Source organism: Bacillus cereus group sp. BfR-BA-01347, assembly GCF_022663835.1.
Classification (GTDB): Bacteria; Bacillota; Bacilli; order Bacillales; family Bacillaceae_G; genus Bacillus_A; species Bacillus_A thuringiensis_K.
Genome location: NZ_JAKUGG010000003.1, coordinates 130,446 through 155,334 on the forward strand (window position 1 = coordinate 130,446; position 24,889 = coordinate 155,334).

Here is a 24,889-nt window from a genome sequence, read left to right on the forward strand (position 1 = left end):
AATCGCTGATATAATCTGAGTTGCGCCGATATATTTTAATAATCGCTGATATAACTCATGTTACGGTCGATATTTTTAAAAACGGCCTCAATTAATTTTTAAAAGGTTGATTTTTAATAAAGAAGTCCATAACGTAAAACACTTCGTCATCAGGTATTTGTATTTCAAATGTATTTTCAATTGGTTGCAATGCTTTTTTTACTTTCATATACATCCAGTATTCATCTTGTCTTCTTTTCTCTTTATCAGGGTGAGGAAGAAGGTTTTCTCCTTTTTGAAGACGGTCAACCATACAGCTCATATGCAGAATAACACCCATTAAGCTATCAGGAGTTAGCTGTAAGGAAATTAATTCTTGAATTGTATTTAATGCGTAACGAATTGTTTTGATAAGTAATGCTCCATCGTTACGCTGCATTTGTTGTTCAAGAATATCCGCCATTTTTGCATATGTTTCTTCATACGTAATTAATTCTTGAATGGGCTGAATTGCTGTGTAGTTTACGATGTCTTGGAAATGATATGTTAAGCATGGCACTTGCACATCGAAATTCGTGACAATACAAATGATGTTACGCTCTTTTTTTATGTTCTCGATCATTTTCGTTAAATCTTTTTCATGGACGATACTAATCGGAATAATTTCAATTAAGTCTTTATCAAATCGTAAATAATTCTCTAACATTTTTTGAATAGCTAAAGCACTTCCTTCACCAGTTAAACAAGCTGTTAAAATAACAGATTTCATTGGAGAGAGAGGTTTTTTCTTTTCTTCTTGTACGTTTAAGTAAAACGGTGTTAAATTTTTTACTGTTTCATATAGCGCATCTAATGAATAACCGAGCTGAGCTTTTCGAGCTGCTTCCAGTGCATGTGGTGTGCTCGTCATCGAGAGAACACGTACAGGAATTTTGAACTCCGTTTCTAATATGTCACCGATATAAGCAAGTGACCCCATATCGACAAGTAAGAGAAGCCCATTTACATTTTGTAGTGTTTTCATATATACTTTCACACGTTCCAAGAAATCTTTCGGTGATTCATGTAACGGCATATCAATACCGGTTACTTCCTCAATGCCGAGAAGTTCGTTTGCAACGTTTGCCATTTCAGTTGCGATGCCATTACCGTGTGCTAATATTAATACTTTTACTTCTGTTTGTGAGGCAGGAATTGGATCAACAACGAAGAACATTGTTAAAAAGCCAGCTTCATCAATAGGCATTGTTATTTGTAACTCTTCTTCCAGTAGTTGAATGCCTTGCATAGCTACGGAAAAGGCTTTTTTATATTTCGTACGAATTTGATTTAATTGTGGGTGATGTATTTGTTTGCCGCTTTGTAAACGTTGTAGAGTTGTCTGTACATGTAAACTTAAAGCGAGAAATACTTTTTCATCAAACGTCTTAGATAAGTGCTTTTCCGCAAGTTCCGCTATTTTTTCACATACGGAAACGATATTACGATCCACAATTTTAAAAACATTTTCATGGCTTGTTTTTTTTGATATTTGGTTAAAATATTGTACGAAAAAGCTTTGAACATCATTTTCTATTAGTAATTCTAATTCTTCCTCTTCAATACCGCGTGCTTGAAGTTCTTCGTATTTATAATCAATATAATCGTAAATAGAAGAGCGTTTTTCATCTTCTGTTTTATGATTACTCCAACCTTCATCACCTGTAAATACAAATGTTTCATTTGGTATTTGGTATAAGTGACGGCTCTTTCTTTCGATGAACAGCCCCTCTTTCATATACCAAGGTAAGTCTGTACTTGAAACATAGACAGAATCACGTTTCTTTGTTACGAATTCAGAATAGGCTTTCGCACAGGCGATCTGTACATCCGTTTTTAATTGACCGATGTTATTGGGACAATTGTAAAAGACGAAAGCACGCATTGCATTCGGACTAACGTGAATTTCTTTTCGCAGACGAATTGCTTCATTTGTAAAAAATAGTTGTAGTAAAGCAAAGCGCTCTTTATGTGTACGCTCACGAAGTGGTGGCAGCGTGATAGTCATCGGTATACGTCTTGTAAATGTTTTTAATAAAAATGAATTTGGTTCTTCTGTTGTTGCAGTAATGATTAATACTTGTGCTTTACGCTCGTTTTCTGTTTCTCCAAGGCGGCGATATACTCCGCGGTCAATAAAGGTGAAAAGCATTTCTTGGCCTTCTGGAGGCAGGCGATGTACTTCATCTAAGAAGAGAATCCCTTCATGAGCTTTTTCAATTAACCCTTTTTGATCACTTGCACCTGTGTAAGCTCCTTTTTTAATTCCAAATAACTGTCCAAGTAGTAGCTGTGGATTATTTGCATAATCAGCGCAGTTAAAGACGATAAATGGTGCATTTTTAGGAAGTTGTTCAACTTCAATTGCATATTCGTGCATTAAAGAAGCAAACATAGACTTTCCGACTCCTGTTTCTCCGAGCAGTAAAGTATGCATACCGTTTGGAGGATAGAGCATTGAAGCTTTCGCTTTTTCAATTGCGATTTTAAGGCTTGTATTTTCAATTGCAAATGTATCTAATGAAGTCACTTCTTTTGAATGCGTTTCCAACAAAGCGTTCGTTTCTATATAAAAACGAACGGGACGCGTATTTGTTTTTAATAAACGTTTATCTTTTACAAGTTTGTTTAAGTCGCTACTTACATTGGCGCGATCTAGTTGCAGAAAGGTAGCGAGTTCTGATGCGGTTACACCTTCTGTATAATTGCCTTTTTGTATTGCGTTAAAAATGAGATCTATTCGTTTCATTTCTATTCACCTCGAAACTTCATCACTATTTAAAATTTTACACAAAAACGGGAAGGGTGGGAAGAGAAAAATAAAACAGCTTTAGCACATAGGCACTAAAGCTGTTACAATCTTGTGTCTTTCCAAAAATTTACCTTGAGATGAGAAGAAGGATTATAGGGAAGAAGTTTGTATCCTTGTGACTGTAAATAATCAATTACTTTTGGCAGTATTTGTACGGTTACACTCGAATCATGCATTAAAATGACTTCTACTTGTTCATCACTTTGATTACGTACTCTTTCGAGTATGGCAGAAGGATTGTCATAGCTTTTCCAGTCGTATGTATCGATTGTCCAATCCCACATTTTATACTGGGCCGATACAAGTGCGTCACGGTAATTCTTTTTTAAGTAAGGCATACTACCATATGGAACGCGAACGAGATGTGTATTTAATTTCGTAACTTGCTGGACAATGCTTTGTGTTTGCTCCATTTCTGCAATTAAAGTGGAAGGGTCACCAGTGTAAAGGCGTTTTACATCATGTGACATGCTGTGGAGACCGATATAATGTCCTTCTTTAATTAATCTTTGCATCGTTTTTGTGTAATGTGGCACTTTTCCGCCAATAACAAAGAAAGTTGCTTTTCCGTTCTTTTCTTTTAAGATGTTTAAAATTTGTGTAGTATATTTGTTTGGCCCGTCATCAAATGTTAAGTACGCAATTTTTTGTGTAGGAGAGGTCGTTTCAGTATTTGGATGATATTCAGCAGGAATAACAGTTGTTGCTTCAGTATTAGATGATGCGTACATAGTAATGGTCAAAAATAAAATAATACATTGCAATACTCGCTTGATCATAACATTCACCCTCAGTTTGACAATCAAGATGTAAAAAGAAAACTTGATACGTTTCTTATTATGTATATCTTTCTCCAATAGAGGAACTCTCAAACAATCTATATTTTGGAAATATAAAATAAGGAATAAAAAATAGCATCCTCTTATAAGAAAGAGGATGCTATTTGAATATTTCATAATGGTAAAGGCTATACTACAATTAGTCTTCGCGTTTTTTCACTTTTTTATAAAAGGAAATAATTGGTTTGTAGCGTTCATGTACAAGCCCGATTATTTCAGCAATGATTTCTGTGAAGAAAATCAAAGCGAAAAGAAGAATAATGGATAACCATAATGTTGCACTAGTGAAAATAATGGCATTTACACTAAAGAAAATACCGAATGCGTATATAATTAGTACCGTTTTGCGATGAGAGAATCCCATTGCAAGTAAGCGGTGATGTAAATGCGATTTATCTGGTGCTGAAATAGGTTTTTTATTTACGATACGACGGATGATTGCAAATATCGTATCAAATATAGGTACACCTAAAATGATAATTGGAACGATAAAACTGAATAACGTTACACTTTTGTATAATCCAAGTAACGATATAACAGAAATACAGTATCCTAAAAATAGTGCTCCTGTATCTCCCATGAAAATTTTTGCTGGATGGAAGTTGTAGAATAAAAATCCAATTGTACTTGCTAATATAATTAATGCAAGTGGCAATATAATAGCTGTTCCAGTACCCCATGGACTAGTGAAGGCCATATATGCTAGCGTTGCAAGTACGATAGATGAAATCCCCGCAGATAATCCATCTAAGCCGTCAATTAAGTTGATTGCATTCGTAATACCTACAAGCCAAAATACTGTAATTGGATAAGCAAGCCATCCAAGTTCAGTATCCCCAAGGAATGGGATATATAATACTTGCACTAATAATCCACTTTTTACAATCATAATGGCAACTAACAGTTGTCCACCGAATTTTACTCTCGCAGATAACTCGTACATATCATCTAAAATTCCGATGATTACAATGATAATCGCACCTAGCGTTATCGATAACATTCTTTGCTCATATAAGCCGCCAACAACAAATCCTACAGCTACACCGATAAAGATTGCTAACCCGCCAAGACGAGGCATAATCTTTTGGTGCACTTTACGTGCGTTTGGCTTATCTGTCGCTCCTATTTTAAAAGCTAATTTAATAACTAAAGGAGTAACGACGAGTACAGTGATGAAAGATGCCAAAATGGCATAAATCACTTGTGAGTCCATTAATACCCCACCCTTTATAGTCTAACGTAATTTTTTTTTTTGAAAATATATTTATCTGAAAATTATGATGTTTATTTACAGGCTCATAACATATGGTATCACAAAAAGATTAGAATTCAATCTTTTTTTCTTTTTACGCTTAATGGAAGCGGATAGAATATATGACAATTGTATATAGAATGTTGAATCATATAAGAAGGTTAATCGTACTGGACTTTGGAATATGACATTTCCTCTTTTTCTTCAATAGTGAATACTTTTATTTCAGTATTATAAGTGTTACACGTAGAAATGAGTAAGTCTCGTGTTAAAATGTGGGAATTTATCTGGAGTGAGCTGGTAGCTGGCTTCCCAATGATTAAGTTGCACTTTATATTATAGTGCATTTAATTTTACAAAAACTTTAAAAAGAATGAGGGAAGTAATTCATATAATGAAAAAGGAAAAGAGTTTTCTCATTTTTAATGTGAGAGGGGGAAGCACAGGGAGAATTCTATATTTCATATCTTTTCTATTGTATATTCCTGTGCGAAAAGGAAATGAAAATTACGATAGTAGGTACTGGATATGTTGGATTGATTACAGGAGTAGGATTGGCAAAGTTGGGGCATTCAGTTACATGTTTTGATATAGATGATGAGAAAATTGAACGGATAAAACAAGGGGATTTACCTATTTATGAGGTTAGATTACATGAATTAATAAATCATGCATATGAGAATAATGCTTTAACTTTCACATCAAATAAAGAAGAGGCGTTTGAGGATGTAGAGTTTATATTTATTGCAGTTGGAACACCACCTTTATTAGATGGGACGGCGGATTTAACGTATATTCAGAGTGCTTGTAATGATATTGGAGTATATGCGACGAACGATATTATTGTTGTTACGAAAAGTACAGTTCCAGTAGGTACAAATGATGTAATGAAAGGATGGATTGAGGAGGAGTTAAAGGGGAGATATACATTACATATCGTATCGAATCCAGAGTTTTTGCGTGAAGGTTCAGGTATTTATGATTTCTTTCATGGAGATCGTATTGTAATTGGAGCAGATAGTGAGGAAGTAGCAAGAAGAGTAGAGAGTTTGTATAGCGAATTACGCTTAGAAACGTATGTTACAGATATTAAAAGTGCAGAGATGATTAAATACGCGTCGAATGCCTTTTTAGCTACAAAGATTAGTTTCATGAATGAAATTTCAAATATATGTGAGAAGGTAGGCGCAAATGTACTGGATGTTGCTAAAGGGATGGGAATGGATAAGAGAATTGGTGCGTCTTTTTTAAATGCGGGCATTGGATACGGAGGATCGTGTTTTCCGAAAGATACGAAAGCGCTGGTGCAAATTGCGGGAAATGTTGCTCATGATTTTCGTTTGTTAAAAGCGGTTATTGAAGTAAATAATAAGCAACAACTGCTATTGATTGAAAAAGCGAAAAAAGTCATGAACATGAATAAAAAGCGGATTGCAGTTCTTGGCGCATCCTTTAAACCAAATACGGATGATATTAGAGAGGCACCATCTCTTATTATAATAGAAGCATTAATTAATATAGGTGCAGATATTGTTCTTTACGACCCAAAAGCAATTCAATATGTGAAAAATATATTTGGAGATGCTATACAATATAGCAATTGTATAGATGAATCGATTAGAGATGCGAGTGCGGTTTTTATCGTAACAGAATGGGAAGATATTCAAACTTATCCGTTAGAAAAGTACGTACAACTTATGAGGGAGCCTATTTTATTTGATGGGAGAAATTGTTATACTGATGAAGATGTTAAGAAACAAAAGATAGATTATTACTCGGTGGGAAGAAAAAGTATTTGTAATAGAAAAGTTTCTGTTATACGTTAAAAAGGGATATACTCATGCCTATTTTTATATGTCATAATAGAAGCTGTAATTAGTGAAAGAAAAGAGGCAATCACATGACTGAACGTTTAAAAGTAATGACAATTTTCGGGACACGTCCAGAAGCAATTAAAATGGCACCTCTTGTATTAGAGTTGCAAAAACACCCAGAAAAAATTGAATCGATTGTGACTGTAACAGCACAACATCGCCAAATGTTAGACCAAGTATTAAGTATCTTTGGAATTACGCCAGATTTCGATTTAAATATCATGAAAGATCGCCAAACTTTAATTGATGTTACAACGCGTGGCTTAGAAGGTTTGGATAAAGTAATGAAAGAAGCGAAGCCGGATATTGTACTTGTACATGGTGATACAACAACAACATTTATTGCAAGCTTAGCTGCTTTTTATAATCAAATTCCAGTAGGTCATGTTGAGGCGGGCCTTCGTACGTGGGATAAGTATTCTCCATACCCAGAAGAGATGAATCGTCAATTAACAGGTGTAATGGCGGATCTTCATTTCTCACCGACAGCAAAATCAGCAACGAACTTACAGAAGGAAAATAAAGATGAATCACGTATTTTCATCACAGGAAATACAGCGATTGATGCGCTGCAAACGACTGTAAAAGAAACATATAGTCATCCTGTACTAGAGAAACTTGGAAATGATCGTCTTGTACTTATGACAGCTCATCGTCGTGAAAACTTAGGTGAACCGATGCGTAACATGTTCCGTGCAATTAAGCGTCTTGTTGATAAGCATGAAGATGTACAAGTTGTATACCCTGTTCATATGAACCCTGTCGTTCGTGAAATAGCAAATGAAATTTTAGGTGAACATAACCGTATTCATTTAATTGAGCCGCTAGATGTAATTGATTTCCACAATGTTGCAGCTCGTTCATACTTAATGTTAACGGATTCTGGTGGTGTACAAGAAGAAGCTCCATCACTTGGTGTACCAGTTCTTGTTCTTCGTGATACAACAGAGCGCCCTGAAGGTATTGAAGCAGGTACGCTGAAATTAGCAGGAACAGACGAAGAGACAATCTTTGGTCTTGCTGATGAATTGTTATCAGATAAAGAACCTCATGATAAGATGGCGAAAGCATCTAACCCTTACGGTGATGGTCGTGCATCAGAGCGTATTGTAGAAGCAATTTTACAACACTTTAATAAGTAAATAAAAAAGGCCCAATCGGATAGATTGGGCCTTTTTGCTACGGCTGATTGCGCATAATCCACTCCGCATGAGCATTTGTAGAAGGTGGCGGATCAGTTGGTGTTTTATTTTGGTTTGTTTCTTTTTTTGTTTGTTCGTTAGAATTAGAACTTGAACTTGAATTTGAATCAGGATTTGAGTTGTTTTTTGTAGTTGGATTTTTTGCTTTTTCTCCTAATTCTTTTTCAATTTCGTTACGCACCGTTTCTATACTGATTGGATCTGGAAGGAAGTAATAAATACCGCCTATCTTTTTATCTTCACCTTCAAGCTTTAACGTTTGCATTGTAGAAGGATCAAATCCAGAAAGTTTATTGTAAAGAGCAAGTCCGTCTGAAATAGGAATGTCGGTTTTTATATATTTTCCAACGACAGCTGTTAAATCTTTAATTTTAAATACAGTAGAAGTGGAGTTTAGTTTATGAGCAACAGCGGCTAGTAATTGTCTTTGTCTAGCAGCTCGACCATAATCGCCATTTGGATCTTGCTTTCGCATACGTACATAAGCAAGTGCTTCTTCACCGTTTAAGTTTTGCTGTCCTTGCTTAAATTGGATTTTTTTGTAGTAATCGACGTCAGATCGCTCCCAGAAATCGAAGGGTACGTCAACGGTAACGCCGCCAACAGCATCAACGATACCTTTAAAGCCTTGGAAATCAATTTTAAGATAATGGTCTACAGGAACTTTTAGAAAGCCTTCGACAGTTTTGATTGCCATTTCTTCTCCGCCGTAAGCATGGGCAGCGTTAATTTTGTCTTCTTTATTTTTGCCAACAATTTTAACTCGAGAATCACGAGGAATACTCATAAGTGAAATCTTTTGTGTTTTTGGATTGACTGTTGCAAACATTAATGAGTCTGTACGACCATTTTGACCGTCTGTCGCATAATCTTCTATACCCATAATGAGAATTGTAAAAGGTTCCTTTGTAATTTCTACATCTTTATTTCTTAAATCCGATTTTTCACGAGTAAAACCACTATACATCCCCATAAGAGAAGAGTAAGAATTTAACACATAAACTCCTATACTGCCAAATAAAAATGCGAAAATAAGGAAGAAGAAAAGTTTCCTTCTTCGCTTCTTTTTTATTCTGCTATTTTGGAGATGATAATAACGTTCTTCCATATATAATCTCCTTAGTTCGTTAGTTCATTCGTAGGGAAGTAATTCACTACATTAATCTTTGAAGGTGATAAATGGGTTATGCTTAGATAACATCTTGTTCTAAGTACAACATATCTCCTTCTGTAATTGTACATTTCCCGTTTGTTAATTCAATCATCCAATCTGTAAATGCTTGTTTGCCGTCTTCTTCTACATACGTATCAAATGTGACATTTTCTAGATAATGTATATCTTTAATGGCATATTTTGAATTGTGTAATTCATTTTCCACTTTGCCAAGTAATGTGTAATCAATCTCGGTTTGCATCACACGCATTAGTTTTCGCTGGACAACACCGACATGATTAATGCCTTCACTTGTACATTTTCCATATGCACGAATTAATCCACCTGCGCCAAGTTTAATACCACCAAAATAGCGTGTTACGACAACAACGGTATCTTTTAGTCCACGTTTTTTAAGTACCTCTAGCATTGGTACGCCAGCTGTACCGCTAGGCTCGCCGTCATCATTTGCTTTTTGAATATGGTCTTGTTCGCCAATTAAATAAGCGGAACAATTATGTGTTGCATTCCAATGTTGTTTTTTTATTTTTTGTATAAATGCTTGAGCCTCTTCCTCAGTCGTTGCTCGGCTAATATAACAAATAAATCTTGATTTTTGAATGACGATTTCGTGTTCGCCGTAGTCTTTGATTGTAAAATATTGTAATAGCACTTGTGTACGCCCCTATCTATCAAAATGACTAGTACTTTCCATTTTAAAAGCGAGCCTTTTTATATTCAAACATTTTTTCTAAATATGCTGAAGTTTTTGGTGAGTATTTTATCTTTTTGTTGTAATTTGTCGAGATGGTAGGTATAATTTCAACCGGCATTTTCATGTATGGATGCACCATTTGTAGTTTTCGTGTAAAATTAGGAAATAAAACTTTTTATAAGGCAGGTACGAAAATGAAAATAGCTATTGTTACTGATAGTACGGCATATATACCGAAGCAAATTCGTGATGAACTCAATATATATATGATTCCATTAAACGTTGTGTTTGGAACAGAATCTTATCAAGAAGAAGCTGAAATTTCAGCAGATGATTTTTATGTGAAAGTACGTGAACAAGAGGAACTTCCAAAAACTTCTCAACCAGCAATCGGAAAGTTTGTTGAGCTATATGAAGAACTAGCTAAAGATTATGATGCAGTTATTAGTATTCACCTATCAAGTGGAATTAGTGGTACATATCAAACATCAACGACAGCTGGACAGATGGTAGAGGGTATTGATGTGTACACGTATGACTCTGAAATTAGTTGTGAAGTACAAGGATTTTATGTGCGTGAAGGTGCAAAGTTAGCAAGTGAAGGAAAGAATCCAAAAGAGATTATCGCTCGTTTTGATGAAATGAAGAAAACAATGGACGCCTATTTTGTAGTTGATGATTTACATCATTTACAGCGTGGTGGTCGATTGAATAGCGCACAAGCTTTCATCGGCAGTCTGTTACAAGTGAAGCCAGTTTTATATTTTAGAGATAAAATCATTATTCCGTTTGAAAAGATTCGTACACGTAAAAAAGCATTAAAACGTATCATTGAAATTTTTGATGAGCAAGCAAGTAAAGGTGTACCTATGGAAGCAGTTATCATTCATGCACAACGTGAAGAAGAAGCGAATGAATGGAAGAAAGAATTAGAAGCAAAATATCCTCACGTCACAATTCGTACAGGTTATTTTGGAGCTGTAATTGGTACGCACTTAGGTGAAGGTGCATTAGGTCTTGGATGGTATACGAAGTAATAAAGATATAAAAAGCTCTCTTTTTAAGAGGGTTTTTTTACGGGTATGTTACGTTTAGTTGACAAGTTAATATTTGGAAATGGTAAAATGTACGTAAAATAAAATAATGAGGAAAGTTTTATAACTTACTTTTTACAAGAAACTATATTATAATGGAAGAGAGGTGAAACATATGGAGCATAATTCTTGTTTATGTCCAAAGTTTGAGTCAGCTTTTACTCTGCTTAGTAAGAAGTGGACTGGCTTAATTATTAAATCTTTGCTTGAAGAGTCGAAACGTTTTAGAGAAATCGCAGATATTATCCCAAATATGAGCGATCGTATGTTGTCAGAGCGTTTGAAGGAATTGGAAAGCGAGGGCATTGTAGTTCGTAATGTCTATCCAGAAGTACCAGTTCGAATCGAGTATGGCTTAACTGACAAGGGAAAAGCGTTAGAAAGTGTTATGGATGAGGTCCAAAATTGGGCTGAGAAATGGATGAAGTAGCATTTCATTTCTATTCGTATATTTAATAAAACGTAAGGGATTCCTTACGTTTTTTCTTTGTTTATAGAAGTAAGAAAAGTATATAAATTTCTACACACACATACAAAAATATACGAATTTTGCACTATAGTCACATATAATATTACATTTGTTTTACAAAAACGTAACATTAGCAAAAAAAATCCCGAATTATGGTATAAATTTTATAGGTTATATACGGAAAAAGAAAAAAGAAAGCGGTGTAAAAAATAAAATGAAAAAGCTAAAAATGACATCTTGCGCATTAGTTGCAGGGTTAATGTTTTCAGGGCTAACACCAAATGTATTTGCAGAAGATAAAATTTCTGACGTGAAATCACAAATTAATACACAAAATGACACTTTACATAAACAACAACAAGAACGTGATGAATTACAAAAACAAATGAATGACTTAAACAAAACAATTCAAGGTTTAGATAAATCTGTTCAAGAGAATGCTGCAAAGCTTGATGAAACAACGAAAAAAGTTTCTGATACTGAGCAATTAATTGAAAAGAAAAATAAAGATATTGCAGAATTACAAACAAAGATTGCAAAACGTGAAGAGCTATTAAGAAAGCGTTTAGTTGCACTTCAAGAACAACCAAATACGAACGTTGTAACAGAAGTTCTTGTAAACTCTAAAAACGTTGCAGATTTAGTTGATCGTTTAACTTCTGTTTCTAAAATTCTTGAGTCTGATGAAGATATCATGAAAACACAACAAGAAGATCAAGCTAGTGTGAAAAAAGATGTTGCAACGGTAAAAGAGAAACAAAAAGAATTAAAAGAAGCACAAGCTCAAATTGAAACTGCTAAGAAAGAACTTGACGCTGAAAAAGAGAAAAAAGCAACAGCGGTAAACGATTTAAGCAGTAAAATGGATACAGTTGTAACTTCAATGACAAGTACGGAAGGTCAATTGAAAGAGCTTGAGAAACAAGCGTTACAATTACAACGCATTGCAGAAGAAGAAGCACAAGCAAAAGCTGCACAAGAAGCTGCTGCTCAAAAACAAGCAGAGCAAGCTGCTAAAGCTGCGCAAGCTCAGCCAGCACAAGCACCTGCAGAGCAAGCTGCACCAGCAAACAATGGTGGACAAGCTCAAAAAGAAGAGCCTAAAAAAGAAGAACCTAAAAAGGAAGAGCCTAAAAAAGAGGCACCTAAAGCAGAAAAGAAAACACCAGAGCAAAACCCAGCACCAACTCCACCGGATACTGGCGTAATTGGTAAAGCTAAGCAATACTTAGGTATGCCATATGTTTGGGGAAGTGCATCTCCATCAAACGGTGGTTTTGACTGTAGCGGATTCATTTCTTACATCTTTGGTGTAGGTCGTCAAGACGTTAGGGGTTACTGGAACTCAGTTTCTAAAGTAGGTAGCCCACAACCAGGAGACTTAGTATTCTTCCAAGGTACTTATAAAGCAGGTCCATCTCACATCGGTATTTACGTTGGTAATGGCCAAATGATCCATGCTAGCGATAAAGGAATTGCGTACGGTGATATTAACAGTTCGTATAACAAAAAACATTTCTTAGGATACGGTCGATTCTAGGATTTATAAAAGAATAAAACATGTGTATAAAGTCGATAGCTTACTATTCTATAAGTAGGTTATCGGCTTTTTTGAGTTTTTACGAGATGATGAGAAAGGTTTATAGTAGTGCTGGAGGTGATTGTTGATGCTAGCGGGGAAACAGTTGCTATTAGACGAACTTTCTTCAGATTTACAGAGGGAATTAAATGATTTGAAAAAGAAGGGAGAGGTCGTGTGTGTACAAGGTGTAAAAAAGAAGGCTTCTAAATATGTATGTCAGCGCTGTGGAAATATAGAGCAGCGACTATTTGCGTCGTTTTTATGTAAAACGTGTAGTAAAGTGTGCACATATTGCCGAAAGTGTATAACGATGGGGAGGGTAAGTGAATGTGCTGTACTTGTTCGCGGGATTGGTGAAAGAAAGAGAGAAAAGAATTTAAACTTGTTACAGTGGAACGGGACGTTGTCTGCTGGACAAGATTTTGCGGCGCAAGGAGTTATAGAGGCCGTTAAGCAAAAAGAATCCTTTTTTATTTGGGCTGTATGAATAGCCCGAAATGAATACATAAAATAATTACTTAAAAACGCCAAATGATTTCGACGTTTTTATGGTCAATATTTATTTGTTTTACAAGGTTATTAATTAAAACTTGTTTATCTTTGAATTCAAGTGAATCAATGGATTTAATACTATCAATAAGTGTGTCCTGTGCAATTGTTTTTTCTTCTTCTTGTCTTTTTTGTTTTTGAATAAGATTTTCTTTTTCTAAATTTAATTTTTCCATTTGTTGCTCTAATAGTTGTCTGCTTATATTAGTATTAGTTGTAAATAAATCAAGAAGCCGTTCCATTTTTTTATCAATAGCTTTAATGAGTTTTTCATAATTAATCTTCTTTTTTTGTTTGTTGTTTACATTGTCTTCCACTGTTAGACGTTTTAAACCGGTTATAATAATATCTTCAAGTTTTTTTCTGGACCAGGTTTTATTCATACATCGTTCTTCGTATTCAGCTGGGAATCTTTTAGCTCTACAAATGTAGTAATAATATCTTTTTGATTCAACATCTTTAGATTTCCCTGTACTGTAGGCCACATAGTTTTCTCCACAACAAGAACAGGTTATGAGCCCTGATAATAGACTTTGTTTAGCTTTATGAGCATTATGTCCCTTGTGACGCTTTAAAAGCGCCTGTACACGTTTAAACTGTTCTGATGAAACGATAGGCTCATGTTGACCTTCATATTCCTTTCCTGCAAAAGTTACACGTCCTATATACAATGTATTAGAAAGAATATCTCTATATCTTCGAAATCTCCAAATAGGATAACCTTCCTCTTTTAAAACTTCCTGAACTTTAGTAATTGAATGCTGTTGCTCATATAAATCGAAGAGCCTTTTGATATGATTAGCTTCGTCTTTTTTTATTATTAAGTGTCCATCTTGTCTAGTATAACCAGCTGGATCATAGTCTCCACCGTTACCTCTTAATCCATTCTCAGCACGTTTGACATGTCCCATTCTCATACGTTCTGCAATTGTTTCACGTTCTAATTGAGCAAATACAGATAGAATACCAATCATCGCTTTACCAAATGGTGTGGAAGTATCTAATGTTTCTGTGATCGATACAAAGTCTACTTTGTTTTTTAGAAAATGTTCTTCAATCAATTCTAATGTGTCCCTTTGAGAGCGTGAAAGCCTATCTAATTTGTATACAACAACTACATCTATATTTTTTAAATCGGTTAAAAGTTTTTTTATACTTGGTCGTTCTAAATTTGAACCTGAATAACCACCGTCTATATATTCATCATATACGGTCCAATTTTTAGCTTTGCAAAACGCCCTTATTCTTTCTCGCTGAACCTCTATACTATAGTTTTCAACTTGGTCCTGCGTACTAACACGAATATATATAGCTGCTTTAGTCAAAATAATCACCTTTTACATTTAAAATTTAGCGTTAAGAGGTGCCATATACCAAACTAATTTTCCTTTTACTACAACAGGAGTGTGTTCTTGTGCTTTAGAATCATAGAATTGTGTTTTATATTCAGGATTATAACTTTCAGGTTCTAAAGTAATTCCATCTTGGAACTTATAAAATCTTTTTAGAGTTGCATCAAATCCATTAACCGCAACTGCAGCAATATCTCCATTTTTAATTTCAACATCTGGATCTATCAGCGCTAGCATATTTGGTGGTATTACTTTACTCATACTATCGCCAACTACTCTTAATAAAAATGCATGAGGATGTGAATCAGTTATTTCGACTGGAACATTAATCCACTCTTCCACAGCTACCATTTCAAGTGGAGTTCCAGCAGCTATTGCTCCAAGTAGTGGTACAGGCTTACAGTTGTTTTCAATTTTTGGCTGGTTAGGTCTGATGTGAGTAACTTTAGAATCTTTATCTTCGATTATGTCACTTTTTAAAATCCCAAAATGATCGGCTATTTTTTGAAGTGATCCCATTCTTGGTTCTTTTATTCCTTTTTCCCAAGTTGATACTGCTTTATCTGAAACACCAGCTATTTCTCCGAGTTCCTTTTGTGAAAGATTATGTTTATCCCTTAATTTTTTAATATTTTTTCCTATACTCATTTTAGTGACCTCCGTCAACTTTATATCTATAATATTATACTAAAAGTAGAGTTTATTCAATAAAAAGTCGAAAAAATTCTACTTTAAATTCTGGAATATAGTATAAAAGTAGATTAATATAGTTTTTTTAGTGTTGACATTCTACTTTTAGTAGATTATTATGAGTTTACAAGCGAATAGAAACGAGGTGACAGTGATGATTCTCACTATTAAACAAGCGCGATTACTAAAAGGTTTTACGCAAAATGAAATGGCGCAACAGCTAAATGTCCATGTTCAAACTTATAGAAACATGGAAAATCACCCTGATGAGGTGACTGTAGGAAATGCAAAGAAAATTTGTGATTTGCTAGAAATTAGTTATGATCAAATTTTTTTTAATGTAGACTCTACTTTAAGTAGAGTTGAAGGTGGAGTCACTATTGAAATGTAGAAGGTGTATTAAATGATTATTAGAGAAGGTATTGAGGTAACTAGAATAACCTTAGATGGCTATGAATTACCTATTCCAGAAGGTTTTTCTGATTTTCTACTTCGGGCTGGATATTGGAGATATGACGAAGAAGTAGAGTCGTCAGTTGATGAAAAATTTTTGTCGAATTATGAAAGTAAAGTTGTTTTAAAAGATGGAGTTTTGTCCACACAATTCATTTATAAGGAAGGTGACCAATCATGAACGGAGTATTATCCGCAAGTAGATTAATGAAAGCGTCAGAGGTTGTAAAAAGATGTGCTGAAATGAGAAAAAGTCCAGCTTTATTGCTTATTACTGAATTAGAAGCAAAGCGGAAAATGTACCTAATTAACCGTAAGGTTTCATCTTGAAGGGAGGTGAGTTAAATGGAATATCAGGTACCAATTAAGCCTAAGGAAAGATTTACGTTTGTTGCAATTTCTAATTATGGAATTACCAATCCAGTATCATTTAATCGTAAAAATCTTAGTGAAAAAGAAGAAAGTCATTTGATTATGGATTTAGCTTTTCTAAGTAATGATTATTCACCAGATAAGTTTACACATTTTTTTGATGAGTTTAATAAGTTCCTGGATGAATTTAATAAAAATAATGCTATGAGGTGAGTTAATTGAAGGAAGTAACGGTTATTTTTAAGTCAGGAGCAACAGTAAGCTTTACAGCTAAGGAATTTGCAACATTTAAAAATGGGTTTGGTTCTTTAACAAAAATCGAATATGCAGGTGCTAATGAGAAAATCCCATTCCACATTGGTTTAAGTAATATTGATGCAATATTTGTGGAAGACATCGCTGAAAAGGAATCTATTAAGGAGCCTGATCATCCAATTGAAGACTTCTATGGTTGTGAAATTAAGCAAGATGATAAGTATTTTATGTTTGGACAGAATGCTGTACTTGAAGGGAATCTAACGAATTACTTAATTGCGGAACAAAATGTTGAATGCTTTCGAGCTGTATAAAAGGAGAAACCGCCAGTTGGGGCTGACGGTCTAATAAAAACACATGTTGAGGTCATTATAGCATGAATTGATTTCGTGTAAAGGAGTCTAAAAGGATGGATAAGCAATTAATGCCTAAAACTGCATATCTAGTAAGGGTAGGTAATTTATTTATTAGCAATCCAGGTCCATTGGTAGTAACGAAGTTACCAAAAGATGCAATGGAATTCGAATATGAAATATCAAAACAAGTAGCCAACGATGTTGGGGGAGAAGTTATCCGTAAAACAGTGGAATATGCCAGGGGGGTGGAATCCTAATGGATATTAAAGCGATTGAAGAATATGTACAAGCTGTACGTTTAGCGCAGAAAAGTGGCATTTTGGGTGTCTATAATGACCGAATACATGTCAGATATCAATTGTTTGAAGAACTCATAAATGAGCAAGGAAATCTTGAAGTAGTGAAACGTGATTGTTCGGAATATCCATTTGAAGCTACTTTCACCAAAAACGGTTTAACGTATCTTTCCCTTCACACTGAAGAAGAAATTAAAAATATATTTGGAGGTAATATCGATGAACTCATTACAAGCAATTGAATTAGCGGAAGTGGATGAATTACAGGATGCGGAGAAGCGATTTGAAATTAGTGATTTGGAAGGCCTTAATTGGGCATTTCGTAAATTGACTGCACTTAAAGTGGAAGAAAAGAAAATTACAACGTTGGCAAATGTTGAACGTGACCGTATTGCACAATGGGAGCAAAAAGAATTAAAGCCTATCCACGATAGCATTAGTTTCTTTGAAAGTCATATCCATCGTTACCATGCGGAACAACTTGCAGCGGATCCAAAGCAGAAAACTATTAGTACGCCTTACGGTAAATCCAAGACTCGTAAGAGTAGTGAAGCGCCAGAGCAAAAAGATAAAGAGCAGGTACTTCAATACGCTATTGAAAACCATCTTGATGATTGTCTAAAGACGGAAGTTAAATGGGGTGACTTGAAGAAGAAATTCAAGATTGCGGAAATCAGCGGTGAAAAAGTAGTTGTGGATGAAGATGGACAAATTGTCCCAGGGGTGACGATTAAGCCTGAGTCCATTTCTTATAGTGTGGAGGTATAAGGAATGAGTGGGCATGTACTTTATACCAAAGATGATTTTAAAAATATGAGCGGTGAAGAAATGGAAAGCGATAGAACAGTTACATTGGTATTAGATGGGGGACTGTCTATTTGTAAAATATGTGGTGAATTTGAAGCGGGATTAGATAAGCCTTGTAATCCTAGAAAGGGTGATTAAATGTTCCAAGTAACGGAAGCGAAACGTGAAAAGATGAAAGCAGTAATTGGCTTTATCGGTTGTAGTGGATCAGGTAAAACAGGTAGTGCATTACTTACAGCCTTTGGAATGATGCAAGAAGCGTATCCCGATCTATCAGAAGAAGAATTGTGGAGGAAGATTGGCGTAATTGATACAGAACATAGACGCTCAAAGCTTCATGTAGGTCTTGTGTATGGAGAAACAAAAATAGGAAACTTCCTGCATATTGATTTTAATGCACCGTACACAACTGAAAGATATAACGAAGCAGTTCAAGTTATGAAGAAGGCTGGTGCTGAAGTACTTATCATCGATTCTTTATCACATAACTGGCAAGGTGAAGGCGGTATTGTAGAAACTCATGGGAACATGGCAGGTAATTCATTTCAAAACTGGGGCAAGCTTTCATCGGAAACTACTAAATTAATAAAAACGTTAACTCAGAACAATGTTCATATTTTAGCAACTTTACGAACTAAAACTGAGTATGTAGTAGAACCGGACGGCAACGGAAAAATGGCTCCACGTAAAGTTGGTACTAAGCCAGTACAGAAAGATGAAATGGAATATGAGTTCATGCTTAATTTCGTTATCGACATTGATCATATAGCTGATACTTCAAAGGATAATACGCAAATGTTCGAAGGACACCCACAAAAGATTACTGCTGAAGTTGGTCGCAAGTTGTATAAATGGCTTGAGTTGGGTATTGATGTTAAAGCTGCAGAAGAAAATGAGAGAAATGCTCTTATTGATCAAATTAAAGAAATTGTTAGTACGAGTGATGATGCAACGAAGATGCTTTCTGAAATTGAATTTAAGACTAATCAAAAGCTTGAAGATTTCAATATGAAGTATTTAAGCGTTGCATTAGATAGATTACAAGTTTTTAAAACTAAGGAGGAAAAATAATGTTTAAAGTAGATCACAGTCAAGTTAAGGAATTCGAAACAATTAAACCAGGTGAATATGAAGTTACAGTTGTCAATTATGAATTAAAGAAAGCTCAGTCAGGAAATAACCGAGTTATTGTAGATTATGAAATTCGCTCTGATGTAGAGCAACCATGCCAAGGGCAGAAAATTCTTTTTGATAACTTTACCGTTTCTGACAATACAATGTGGAGATTCCAAGCTGCATCTAAGGCAGCGCAATTTCCTGACGGTATTCAATTCGGTTCGTTTAAGGAATGGGCAGATGCATTTTTAAATAAACCTCTTCGTTTATCAGTTAAATTAAATAACAATGGTTATGCAGAAGTACAAAGTTTCAAAGTTTCTCAAGTTTCAGCGCCAGTAGTTTCAGCTCCGATTAATGATTCAGATGTACCATTTTAAAAATTAATTAACAAGATTCAAATAGGAGGGAGCTGCTAAGGGCTCCCTTTTCCAAAGGGAGAAAATCAAATGAGATATAAATTTAATCAAATACCGGCAGAGCTTAGAAACACTCCTCATTGGATCTTATGGCGGTCAGAAGTAAGAAACGGTAAGAAAACAAAAGTTCCTTATCAAATCAATGGGGAAATGGCTCAATCAAATAATAAGCGGAGCTGGTCAACATTTCCGACAATCATAAAGTTTTATGAACAAGGTGGATATGACGGAATCGGATTTATGTTTTCTAAAGATGATCCATTTGTAGGAATAGACATTGACCATTGTATTCAAGAAGGTGCGCTTACAAGCTTAGCTGAGGACGTTATTGAAACTGTTAATAGTTACACGGAATATTCACCAAGTGGTGATGGCATCCACATTATTGCAAAAGGTAAGCTGCCATTAAAAGGACCAGGTACAGGACGGAAAAATGTTGATATTGGATTGGAAGTATATAGACATGGACGGTATTTTACTTTCACCGGTGATTGTTTAGATCAAGTTCCTGTGGAAGATAGGACGGATGAATTAAAAGTTTTATTTGAGAAGTATTTGAAAGAAAAGCCAAAGCCTGAGAAGAAGCAAAGCACTACTTCATTTGAACGAGAAGATATTACTAGTTTATCGAATGCAGAATTATGGGAGAGAATGTTTGATAGCAAAAGTGGTGCAGCCATTAAAGATTTATTCCAGGGCATGTTGATTAACGATGATCATTCTTCAACTGATATGGCCCTATGTAACCATTTAGCATTTTGGACGGATAAAGATGCTGCAAAGATGGATTCAATGTTTAGAGAGTCTTCCTTACTTCGTGAGAAGTGGGATAAACCACATTCAAGTGATGGTCGTACATATGGCCAAATGACAATTGATACAGCAATTCTTTCAACTCCTTCCACAATAGCTGATTATGAACCGCCTGAAGAGAAAAAATATGAAGTTTATATTTCTGATAACTCAATTGAAGATACTGAGGAAATTATTGATGAAGCACCAAAGTTTCATTTAACTGAGCTAGGAAATGCAGAACGTATTGCATATTATCATGGCGAGAATGTTCGTTATTGTAATGAGTTGGAATGGCTTATATGGAACGGTAAGCATTGGCATGAGGATAGTAAGAGACAAATTGAAGCTATCACGGCCAAAACGTTGAGAGCCATATATGGGGAAGCAAAGGCTACAGAAGATAAATATCAATCAAAGTTACTGCATGATTGGGCTAAGAAGTGTGAAAGACGGTCAATTAGGATAAATAGCATATTGGATGTAAGACCGATGGTATCTGTGAAAAAGAAAGAATTGGATTCTCATAGCTTTCTATTCAATTGTGATAACGGAGTTATCGATTTAAAGACTGGTGAATTATTATCGCATGACCGTGACTTGTTATTAACAAAGATTTCCCCAATCAAGTATGACAAAAATGCTGAGTGTCCAAACTGGAAAGCTTTCTTAGAAAGTATTTTTAAAACACATACCGGTGAAGCGGATCATGAGCTTATTAATTATTTACAAAAAGCAATAGGTTATTCATTAACCGGTGTAACAAAAGAGCAAGTAATGTTTTTCTTATTCGGTAATGGACGAAATGGTAAGTCTACTTTTATTAATATCATCCAGGATCTACTTGGTGATTATGGAAGACAGACAAACAGTGACACTTTCTTAAAAAAGAGAAATGATTCAGGAATCAATAACGATGTGGCCAGATTAGATGGAGCACGTTTTGTATCAGCTGTTGAGAGTGAAGAAGGGCAACAATTATCTGAAGCCCTGGTGAAACAAATCACCGGTGGAGAGAAAATGTCAGCTCGTTTCTTACGCCAGGAATATTTCGAGTTTACACCAGAGTTTAAAGTGTTTTTCACTACCAATCATAAGCCAATTGTAAAAGGTTCAGATGAAGGTATATGGAGAAGGATTATGCTCATTCCATTTACCGTAACGATACCAAAAGACAAGATTGATTATGATCTGCCTGATAAATTAGCAAAAGAAATGCCAGGCGTTTTACGGTGGGCTGTGGAAGGGTGTATGAAGTGGCAGGCTGAAGGGTTGCGCGCTCCGGAAGCCGTGAAAGCAGCGACAGCCGAATATCGTGAAGACATGGATATATTAGGGCCATTTATCGATGAAAATTGTACGGTTCATTCTACGGCACAAATTGAAGCGAAATCACTTTATGAAAGTTATACCAAGTGGTGCTATCAAAATAATGAAATGGATTTAAAGAATCGTGCTTTTTATCGCCAGTTAGAAATTCGGGGATTCAAGAAAGAAAAAGGTACAGGTAATAAAACATTTATTACTGGAATTACATTAAATCAATTTGCAGGAGCGAATCTATTTTCAACTGAAAATAAAGAAGAAAAAAATAATGTAACTTCCATCAATAGGAAAAAAGTTTAGGGAATAGTTACTGAGAGTTACTAAACTGTTTTTTCGATAACTCTTATAAACGTTGATATGACAATGTTTTTAGATAAATAGTTATTTAAGTTACTGAGTTTCCTATATCAGCTCTTAAGAAAATAAATAAATAAAAAAATATATATAATATATAGCCTTTAATAGAAAAATGGGTAACTTTAGTAACTTAGGTAACTAAATAACGTTTAAACCCTTGATATTACTGGGTTTGTAGGGAGTTACTGAAAAATAACTCAGTAACTATTCGATAACTCTTTATGAAAAAAGAGGTGTAATATGCATCCAAAACAGATATGTGCAGATGTTCAATCGATGGGAGCAAAGCTCGTTCTTGATGGAAATGATTTATACATTGAGAATCATGAAAAGGTTGCTCCTGAAATTGAATCAGTTATTAAAGAATACAAGCTACGGATTATTAAATATTTGCAAGGTAATTATTCCGATCAAGATCATGCAGTAAAACAAACCATAGATAAAATTATTAATTTTTTTATCGGTGTTGAGCAAGACATGAATCCAAATATAAATGATTGGTTCAATCATGATGAATCCGCTGCAAGGTTAGTTATGGAATTAACATTAAACTTCTCACTTAACGGTTGGTTATATGTAAAAAAATCTGTGGCCAACTATGAAAATAAATTAACGGACGAGCTTTCACAAGAAATATTCAATCGTGCAATGTCGCACTTTAGGAAAGGGGCTTGAATATGAGAAGGTTACAAACATTGATAGTGGATAAAATTAAACATAAATTATGTGGGAAAACGTTTTTTGAAAATGGAAATCATGGGTATGGTTTTGATTACAGAAAGGAAAAGTGTCCGTATTGTGGAGAGCATGTACTTTACGATGATATAGAACATTTGAGTAGGGAGAATGCTGGTATAGAAGTTAACTATAAAACTGGTGAGGTAGAAGTTTCCTTCCAAGCATATGAAAACCCAGAGTTATTGGAGCGATAAATATGAGTGCTATACATTATCGATACTCAGAAAAAGAGTTAAAAGAAATCCTGGATACATTAGAAATCATGGTGGATACAAGGGAACAGAAAAATCAACATGTACTTGATTATTTCCGTAAAAAAGATGTTAAATTCAGACTTAGAAAAATTGATACAGCCGATTATTCAGCAGTAATTCCTAAAAATCCTGAAATGGGTATTACGCGAGATATTTATTTTAGCGCTGGGGTAGAACGTAAAAACGGTGTAGACGAATTGGTTCAATCAATTAAAGATCGTACAAGATTTGAAAATGAATTGATTCGTGCTGCTAAACATCCATTTGTTCTACTTGTGGAAGATCTACAAGGCTATCACAAAATATTAAAAGGTGAGTATATAAGTCAATACAAACCAGAAGCGTTGCTTGGTAGTTTAAAAACATTTGAAGTACGATACGGATTTTCAACAGTATTTATTGAGCCAGCTACAACAGGTAATTACATATATCATCATTTCTTATATATGGCTCGTGAGTATCTGAAGAAGGGCGTCATATGATGAAAATTAAAACAATTAAAGGGGAAATAAACCATGACTAAAATTAAATTGAACGTACTATTTAAAAAGATGCAAAAGGACGATAAAAAGGAAGTTTTGATGTTCCATGTATTAAGTGATGAATTGCCACATGCTGATGATCTATTAAAGATGCCAGGTACAATTGTCTATCTAACTTTGGAGAAAAGTGAAGTTGAACCAATCGGTGCGGAGTTCGCAAATATTCAACGCGATAGCAAGAAAACAGCAATTAAATTAAATGTAAAAAGTGATGCGAAAGGCATAGTAAATCAGCTTTATCCTTTCGCTGGTGGAAATGTTGATATCATTCTTGAGCCTTCTCAAATGTCGATTGATGAGTTCTATGAAGAACCGCATGAAGGTGTTGAGTATAGCGTTAATCCTGATGGAACCACGGATGTTGCTTCTGGTCAATTGAAAATTGTTGAAGATGGAAGTATCGATGAATAAATATTTGTCCTGGGCTTCGGCTCAGGATATTAATACAATTTGAATTTTGTAAAGAAATAATGAGGAGGAATCAGCATGACTTATGAAGTTATAGATCATTGTGCTAAGTGTGAAGAAAAATTAGAGAACTGTGAATGCGAATGCAGAAAGTGTGATGAGTGGCTGCATGATTGTGAATGTGAAGAAAAGTAAATGAAAGTGTTAACCGAATAAAATCGACACATTTCGACATAGAAATGAACGCCAGAATCATAGTAATTTGAAGTTCTATTTCTTTCTGAATACAAATAGGTGTACAAATGTTAAAACGTCTTAGAAATGAAATTAAATGTGTTTTATGAGATTTATAGTTTTTAAGTAGAAAGTAGGTGAATCATCATTTGTTTGACTGGCTGAAAGACTATCAGAAATTAGAAGAAGATATTGAGTACTTAGATTACAACTTAGATAAAACAAAAGCTGAATTAAAACGCTGGGTCAGTGGTGATTTGCGAGAGGTACGTTTAACTGCTGAATCGGAAGGTGCAAAGGTAGAAGAACGTATTGAAGCAATTCAATATGAATTAGCACATAAGATGAATGCGATGCATGATTTATTGAAATTGATTAGTAAGTTCAAAGGATTAGAAAATAAATTATTAAAAATGAAGTATGTGGACGGAATGACATTAGAAGAAATAGCCGAGGATATGAATTACAGTTCTAGTTATATCTATAAGAAACATGCTGAAATAATAAGAAGATTAAAGTTTGCTGAAGAACTTGCACTTTACTGACACCCAGTTTTATGAATG

Annotated in this window: 29 protein-coding genes and 1 pseudogene; 23 read left to right on the forward strand and 7 right to left on the reverse strand. The window is 34.8% G+C overall.

Annotation, left to right across the window (positions count from 1 at the left end; translation table 11 throughout):
- Positions 1-91 precede the first annotated feature (91 nt).
- From MR143_RS06685 to MR143_RS06695, 3 genes are all read right to left on the reverse strand, one after another.
- Complete coding sequence (locus tag MR143_RS06685) at positions 92-2,767, reverse strand: sigma-54-dependent transcriptional regulator (RefSeq protein WP_000820960.1); 2,676 nt, start codon at positions 2,765-2,767, stop codon at positions 92-94.
- A gap of 104 nt (positions 2,768-2,871) precedes the next feature.
- The gene (locus MR143_RS06690) at positions 2,872-3,609 is read right to left on the reverse strand and encodes a polysaccharide deacetylase family protein (protein ID WP_000597185.1); all 738 of its coding nucleotides are present in this window, start codon (positions 3,607-3,609) and stop codon (positions 2,872-2,874) included.
- A gap of 199 nt (positions 3,610-3,808) precedes the next feature.
- Positions 3,809-4,882 carry a glycosyltransferase family 4 protein gene (locus MR143_RS06695; RefSeq protein WP_000378319.1) on the reverse strand — a complete coding sequence of 358 codons (1,074 nt, stop codon included), beginning with the start codon at positions 4,880-4,882 and terminating at the stop codon, positions 3,809-3,811.
- Positions 4,883-5,421: 539 nt separating this feature from the next.
- Here MR143_RS06695 and MR143_RS06700 point away from each other — a divergent pair.
- Positions 5,422-6,747 (forward strand): UDP-glucose dehydrogenase family protein, encoded by a 1,326-nt coding sequence (locus MR143_RS06700; protein ID WP_000704924.1) that lies wholly within the window; start codon positions 5,422-5,424, stop codon positions 6,745-6,747.
- A gap of 74 nt (positions 6,748-6,821) precedes the next feature.
- A complete protein-coding gene (gene wecB / locus MR143_RS06705; RefSeq protein WP_242280649.1) occupies positions 6,822-7,937 on the forward strand; it encodes a non-hydrolyzing UDP-N-acetylglucosamine 2-epimerase in 1,116 nt (371 codons plus the stop codon).
- A 37-nt stretch (positions 7,938-7,974) separates the two neighbouring features.
- On the opposite strand, the gene MR143_RS06710 is transcribed toward wecB, so the two are convergent.
- Together MR143_RS06710 and MR143_RS06715 are read right to left on the reverse strand one after the other, a co-directional pair.
- Entirely contained in the window at positions 7,975-9,105 is a 1,131-nt protein-coding gene (locus MR143_RS06710; protein WP_000392790.1) for an LCP family protein, read from the reverse strand.
- Between the two features lie 82 nt (positions 9,106-9,187).
- Positions 9,188-9,823, reverse strand: coding sequence for a YigZ family protein (locus tag MR143_RS06715; RefSeq protein WP_095021556.1), 636 nt, complete (start codon positions 9,821-9,823; stop codon positions 9,188-9,190).
- A gap of 236 nt (positions 9,824-10,059) precedes the next feature.
- On the opposite strand from MR143_RS06715, the gene MR143_RS06720 reads away from it, so the two are divergent.
- From MR143_RS06720 to MR143_RS06735, 4 genes and pseudogenes are all read left to right on the forward strand, one after another.
- Complete coding sequence (locus MR143_RS06720; RefSeq protein ID WP_000684725.1) at positions 10,060-10,902, forward strand: DegV family protein; 843 nt, start codon at positions 10,060-10,062, stop codon at positions 10,900-10,902.
- Between the two features lie 172 nt (positions 10,903-11,074).
- Positions 11,075-11,389: a winged helix-turn-helix transcriptional regulator gene (locus MR143_RS06725; RefSeq protein WP_000400857.1), complete on the forward strand. Its 315-nt coding sequence runs from the start codon at positions 11,075-11,077 to the stop codon at positions 11,387-11,389.
- 148 nt (positions 11,390-11,537) lie between these two features.
- Positions 11,538-12,968, forward strand: a complete 1,431-nt coding sequence (locus tag MR143_RS06730) for a coiled-coil domain-containing protein (protein ID WP_000499495.1) — start codon at positions 11,538-11,540, stop codon at positions 12,966-12,968.
- 127 nt (positions 12,969-13,095) lie between these two features.
- Positions 13,096-13,494: pseudogene (locus MR143_RS06735) on the forward strand (DNA/RNA helicase); the annotation flags it as partial.
- A 34-nt stretch (positions 13,495-13,528) separates the two neighbouring features.
- Here MR143_RS06735 and MR143_RS06740 read toward each other — a convergent pair.
- Together MR143_RS06740 and MR143_RS06745 are read right to left on the reverse strand one after the other, a co-directional pair.
- Positions 13,529-14,884, reverse strand: a complete 1,356-nt coding sequence (locus tag MR143_RS06740) for a recombinase family protein (RefSeq protein WP_242280650.1) — start codon at positions 14,882-14,884, stop codon at positions 13,529-13,531.
- A gap of 18 nt (positions 14,885-14,902) precedes the next feature.
- Positions 14,903-15,559 carry a LexA family protein gene (locus tag MR143_RS06745; protein ID WP_242280651.1) on the reverse strand — a complete coding sequence of 219 codons (657 nt, stop codon included), beginning with the start codon at positions 15,557-15,559 and terminating at the stop codon, positions 14,903-14,905.
- A 196-nt stretch (positions 15,560-15,755) separates the two neighbouring features.
- On the opposite strand from MR143_RS06745, the gene MR143_RS06750 reads away from it, so the two are divergent.
- From MR143_RS06750 to MR143_RS06830, 17 genes are all read left to right on the forward strand, one after another.
- The gene (locus tag MR143_RS06750; RefSeq protein WP_242280652.1) at positions 15,756-15,992 is read left to right on the forward strand and encodes a helix-turn-helix transcriptional regulator; all 237 of its coding nucleotides are present in this window, start codon (positions 15,756-15,758) and stop codon (positions 15,990-15,992) included.
- A 12-nt stretch (positions 15,993-16,004) separates the two neighbouring features.
- Positions 16,005-16,235, forward strand: a complete 231-nt coding sequence (locus tag MR143_RS06755) for a hypothetical protein (RefSeq protein ID WP_242280653.1) — start codon at positions 16,005-16,007, stop codon at positions 16,233-16,235.
- Positions 16,232-16,384, forward strand: a complete 153-nt coding sequence (locus tag MR143_RS06760; RefSeq protein WP_242280654.1) for a hypothetical protein — start codon at positions 16,232-16,234, stop codon at positions 16,382-16,384. Before MR143_RS06755 ends, MR143_RS06760 begins: the two co-directional genes overlap by 4 nt.
- A 15-nt stretch (positions 16,385-16,399) precedes the next feature.
- The gene (locus MR143_RS06765; RefSeq protein ID WP_098355424.1) at positions 16,400-16,639 is read left to right on the forward strand and encodes a hypothetical protein; all 240 of its coding nucleotides are present in this window, start codon (positions 16,400-16,402) and stop codon (positions 16,637-16,639) included.
- A 5-nt stretch (positions 16,640-16,644) separates the two neighbouring features.
- A complete protein-coding gene (locus MR143_RS06770; protein ID WP_098402975.1) occupies positions 16,645-16,995 on the forward strand; it encodes a YqaI family protein in 351 nt (116 codons plus the stop codon).
- Between the two features lie 95 nt (positions 16,996-17,090).
- Entirely contained in the window at positions 17,091-17,294 is a 204-nt protein-coding gene (locus MR143_RS06775) for a hypothetical protein (RefSeq protein ID WP_242280655.1), read from the forward strand.
- Positions 17,294-17,575, forward strand: a complete 282-nt coding sequence (locus MR143_RS06780) for a hypothetical protein (RefSeq protein WP_242280656.1) — start codon at positions 17,294-17,296, stop codon at positions 17,573-17,575. The genes MR143_RS06775 and MR143_RS06780 overlap by 1 nt, the downstream gene beginning before the upstream one ends.
- Entirely contained in the window at positions 17,553-18,101 is a 549-nt protein-coding gene (locus MR143_RS06785; RefSeq protein ID WP_242280657.1) for a host-nuclease inhibitor Gam family protein, read from the forward strand. The genes MR143_RS06780 and MR143_RS06785 overlap by 23 nt, the downstream gene beginning before the upstream one ends.
- A 3-nt stretch (positions 18,102-18,104) precedes the next feature.
- The gene (locus MR143_RS06790; protein ID WP_179885345.1) at positions 18,105-18,278 is read left to right on the forward strand and encodes a hypothetical protein; all 174 of its coding nucleotides are present in this window, start codon (positions 18,105-18,107) and stop codon (positions 18,276-18,278) included.
- Positions 18,279-19,211, forward strand: coding sequence for a DEAD/DEAH box helicase family protein (locus tag MR143_RS06795; RefSeq protein ID WP_242280658.1), 933 nt, complete (start codon positions 18,279-18,281; stop codon positions 19,209-19,211).
- Positions 19,211-19,636, forward strand: coding sequence for a DUF669 domain-containing protein (locus MR143_RS06800; protein ID WP_098402970.1), 426 nt, complete (start codon positions 19,211-19,213; stop codon positions 19,634-19,636). The genes MR143_RS06795 and MR143_RS06800 overlap by 1 nt, the downstream gene beginning before the upstream one ends.
- A gap of 69 nt (positions 19,637-19,705) precedes the next feature.
- A complete protein-coding gene (locus tag MR143_RS06805) occupies positions 19,706-22,093 on the forward strand; it encodes a phage/plasmid primase, P4 family (protein WP_242280659.1) in 2,388 nt (795 codons plus the stop codon).
- Between the two features lie 297 nt (positions 22,094-22,390).
- Positions 22,391-22,825: a hypothetical protein gene (locus tag MR143_RS06810; RefSeq protein ID WP_242280660.1), complete on the forward strand. Its 435-nt coding sequence runs from the start codon at positions 22,391-22,393 to the stop codon at positions 22,823-22,825.
- 2 nt (positions 22,826-22,827) lie between these two features.
- On the forward strand, positions 22,828-23,082 hold the full coding sequence (locus MR143_RS06815) for a hypothetical protein (RefSeq protein ID WP_242280661.1): 255 nt from the start codon (positions 22,828-22,830) through the stop codon (positions 23,080-23,082).
- A 2-nt stretch (positions 23,083-23,084) separates the two neighbouring features.
- A complete protein-coding gene (locus tag MR143_RS06820) occupies positions 23,085-23,624 on the forward strand; it encodes an ERCC4 domain-containing protein (protein ID WP_098902838.1) in 540 nt (179 codons plus the stop codon).
- 33 nt (positions 23,625-23,657) lie between these two features.
- Complete coding sequence (locus MR143_RS06825) at positions 23,658-24,095, forward strand: hypothetical protein (protein WP_242280662.1); 438 nt, start codon at positions 23,658-23,660, stop codon at positions 24,093-24,095.
- A 380-nt stretch (positions 24,096-24,475) separates the two neighbouring features.
- Positions 24,476-24,871: a DUF1492 domain-containing protein gene (locus MR143_RS06830; protein WP_242280663.1), complete on the forward strand. Its 396-nt coding sequence runs from the start codon at positions 24,476-24,478 to the stop codon at positions 24,869-24,871.
- Positions 24,872-24,889 lie beyond the last annotated feature (18 nt).